We start from the raw sequence: 3067 nt of genomic DNA, 5'->3' as shown, positions 1-3067 counted from the left end.
CTCGACGTTCCGCGCGAGGTCGAGGAGCATCCTGGCAGCCAACTTGCCCATGTCGGACAGAGGTTGGCGAACCGTCGTGAGCGGAGGCGCGCACCAGCGCACCTCGGGCAGGTCGTCGAAGCCGACGATGCTCATGTCCTCCGGCACCCGAAGCCCGCGCCGCCGCAGCGCCTCGATCGCTCCGAGCGCCATCTGGTCGCTCGCGGCGAAGATCGCGGTCGGCGGTTCGTCGAGGTCCAACAGCCGTCCCGCGCCGGTGAATCCGGACTCGTGGTAGAAGTCACCGGGCACGGTCAGGGCGTTGTCGACCGCCACTCCTGCCACGTCGAGCGCCGCCCGGTAGCCGTCGAGCCGGGCGCGCGAGCACAGCAGCCTGGGCGGGCCCTCGATGAACCCGATCCTGCGGTGCCCGAGCTGGAGCAGATGCTCGGTCGCGGCCATCCCGCCCGTCCAGTTGGTGGCGCCCACGGTCGGCGCCTCGGTGGCCGGCGAACCAGCCGGGTCGATCACCACCAACGGCACACCCAAGCGGCGCAGTTCGTCGTGGATCCCCGGTTCGAGCACCGACGTCACAAGGATCACGCCGTCGGACGGGCGGGCCCGCAGATTGGTCATCCACTGCCGCGCGGACCCCGCCCGGTCGTGGATGGCGGAGACCACCGTGCCCACACCGGCCTCGTGCGCGACCTCCTCGACGCCCCGGATGATCTCGACGGCCCAGGGGCTGTCCAGATCGTTGAAGACGAGGTCGAGCAGGACCGCCCGGGTGCCGGACGCGGCCGGGCGGCGGCGGTAGCCGTGCCGGTGCAGCAGGTCCTCGACCCGGGCACGGGTGGTGGGCGAAACGTCCGAGCGCCCGTTGACGACCCGCGAAACAGTCGGCACGGACACCCCGGCCTCCCGCGCGATCTCGGTGATCGTCACCTTCGGCGCCCCATCCGGGCTCCGCGTGCCTGTCTTGCGCTGAGCGCCTTCCCCGGCCACCATCCCCACCTCCGTAGCTGTACGCCCGAAAAACTCCGGGCACCTTCCGGAAACCGTAGGACATGCCGTCGGCCGCCCGCCGGTCGCCCCGCGCTTCCGTCCGACCCCTCGAACGGACGGTGCACTTCGTCACGCTGCGTGAGCGCTCAATGTTGCCACTGACCACGACCGGAGCGCCGCTCCTACGTCGACCGTTTCGCTCACGATGCCGCGTGGTGGACCTCGCCGTGACCACCTTCGGTGAGGACCGCGTCGTGTCAGCAGGCGGCACTCATGCAGAGCTGACGGCTCGCCCACCGTGAGCACACCCGCCCAGCGGGCCCTCTACCGGACGGCCCAGGAGGCGCTGACCAACGTCCGCAAGCCCGCCCGGCGCGACGGCCCGAGTCGAGCTGTGTCAGGACGGTGACGACGTCGGAGTAACCGTCACCAACAGGCAGCCCACCCGCCCTGCGCTGCCGCACCCCGGTTCCCAGCCGACGTGATCGGCCCGCGGAACGGGCCGAGGTCCTCCACGGCACCCTGGAAGCAGGCCCTACACCCGAGGGCGGTACCGGGTGCGGCTGCGGACCCCCCTCAGCGCGGACTGAGACGTCGGGCTGCCTCGGGCACTCATGTGCGGATGGCCGCCGGACACGGTCGGCTCCAGCCCGGCTGCATCGCGCATTCGGACCGCGGCAGCGAATACACCGCAGACGAACTCCGGTGCGAGATAAATAAGTTGGGGCTGCGGCAGAGCATGGGCCGCACCGGTTCGTGCTTCGACTGTGAGGATGAGGTCACCGTCGCCGGGGCGGCCTGACTGGTGTTATGACTGACCCTTCGGGTGTCCTTGCTGTTGATCTGTCGGTCACTCCGGCGGCGGGCTCGTTGCGGGCCGTCGGCCGCGCGGGCAGTGACCGCGTCCCGCTTGAACTCGGCCGTGTACCGCTTGCCCGTGTTGCTCTTCTTACTCACCGATCAGACTGCTTCCTCCGGGACCCATCCGTCCCACTGTCAAGCTGTCCTGATCAAAGGGGGAGCTTCAACCCCAACTTCCCCTGCAACCACGGACTCCACGCTACGAGGGGAACCTCAACCGCACAGGCCATGGCAGCGACGACCGCGACCAGCGCGGGTGCCGAGAGTCAACGGTGTGCGCGGTAGGCCCCGCTCTCGGGGTGGCGATTGCGCTCGATCTCGCGGCTGACCGTGGACGGGCTGCGGCCCAGCTCCGCGGCGATCGCTCGCACCGTGGCCTTTTCCCGCAGCCGGTCGACGATGTGGATTGCTCGTCCTCGCGCAGATACCGGGACAGGCCTGAAGCCGGTACCACCACATCGATCGGCGGTACCGGCTTCTGGTTCCGTTCCCCGGAGCGACCATTGCGCCACTCGTTGCCTGTCCTGCGGTCGACACCGACGATCCGGAACGCTTCGGTGTTGCTGTAACCCTGCTGCACGAGCCGGGAGTATGCCTCCCGCTCCTGGGACTTCTTACGCCTCTGCGGCGTCCGGTCCGCTCGGAACTCGAAGTCCACCGCACCCCTTGAACAGGGGTGTTGCGACGACCGCGTACCTCGAACAAGATCCGGTCTGCCGCAACGCACTCAGCCGAAGCTGCACAGGCGTGCGGAGAGGTGGATAGCGGCGCCGTCCATCAGGGCGTCGGCGATCGCCTCCACCGTGCGGGCTCGCCACGGGTGGAGCTCGGTGTCCGCGACCACCTGGTTGAAGGCGCCCATCGCGGGGCCGCAGTGCACCAGGTAGTCCACCCGGGAGCGCTGGTCACCGCTCACGGCGAGGCGGAAACCGCGTGTGAAGTAGCCGCGGAACACAGCCGCCAGCTGCTGCTCGGGGGTGCTGCCTGCCGCGACAGGCGCGGGGGCCTCGCCGCCCAGGTACCGGTCGAGAATCTGGCTCCTGGTCTCGTCGTCCAGCTGGGCGAGCGAGCCGTGCCGGCGCCACAGCTCGTGCAGCCGGGACGCCCGGGCCGGGAAGAACAGCCCCCGCTTGAGGTAGCGGGCCTGGACGCCGAGGTCGAACAGCTCGCCCCAGGGCGCGGTGTCCACGTCGTACTCGCGGGCCTCCTGAAGGATGTCCTT

General features: G+C 69.8%; 2 protein-coding genes and 2 pseudogenes. 1 reads left to right on the top strand and 3 read right to left on the bottom strand.

Annotated features, from left to right (window positions below; translation table 11 throughout):
- Positions 1 to 987, bottom strand: a 987-nt coding sequence (locus ACTWQJ_RS49340) for a LacI family DNA-binding transcriptional regulator (RefSeq protein WP_443312881.1), incomplete at its 3' end; no start/stop codon positions are given.
- A gap of 619 nt (positions 988 to 1606) precedes the next feature.
- Between ACTWQJ_RS49340 and ACTWQJ_RS49335 the strand changes: the two genes are divergently transcribed.
- A complete protein-coding gene (locus tag ACTWQJ_RS49335) occupies positions 1607 to 1786 on the top strand; it encodes a hypothetical protein (protein WP_443312880.1) in 180 nt (59 codons plus the stop codon).
- Between the two features lie 331 nt (positions 1787 to 2117).
- Here ACTWQJ_RS49335 and ACTWQJ_RS49330 read toward each other — a convergent pair.
- A pseudogene (locus ACTWQJ_RS49330) lies at positions 2118 to 2503 on the bottom strand (helix-turn-helix domain-containing protein); the annotation flags it as partial.
- A gap of 69 nt (positions 2504 to 2572) precedes the next feature.
- Positions 2573 to 3067: pseudogene (locus tag ACTWQJ_RS49325) on the bottom strand (ACP S-malonyltransferase); the annotation flags it as partial.

It is taken from the genome of Streptomyces sp. KR55, from assembly GCF_052245645.1.
GTDB lineage: Bacteria > Actinomycetota > Actinomycetes > Streptomycetales > Streptomycetaceae > Streptomyces > Streptomyces flavusporus.
Note: the sequence above shows the minus strand (reverse complement) of the source record. Positions and strands in the feature narration are given on the sequence as shown.

Coding starts and splice junctions, on each gene's coding strand:
- ACTWQJ_RS49335 (WP_443312880.1), top strand. CDS start 1,607: ATGGCCGCCGGACACGGTCGGCTCCAGCCCGGCTGCATCGCGCATTCG.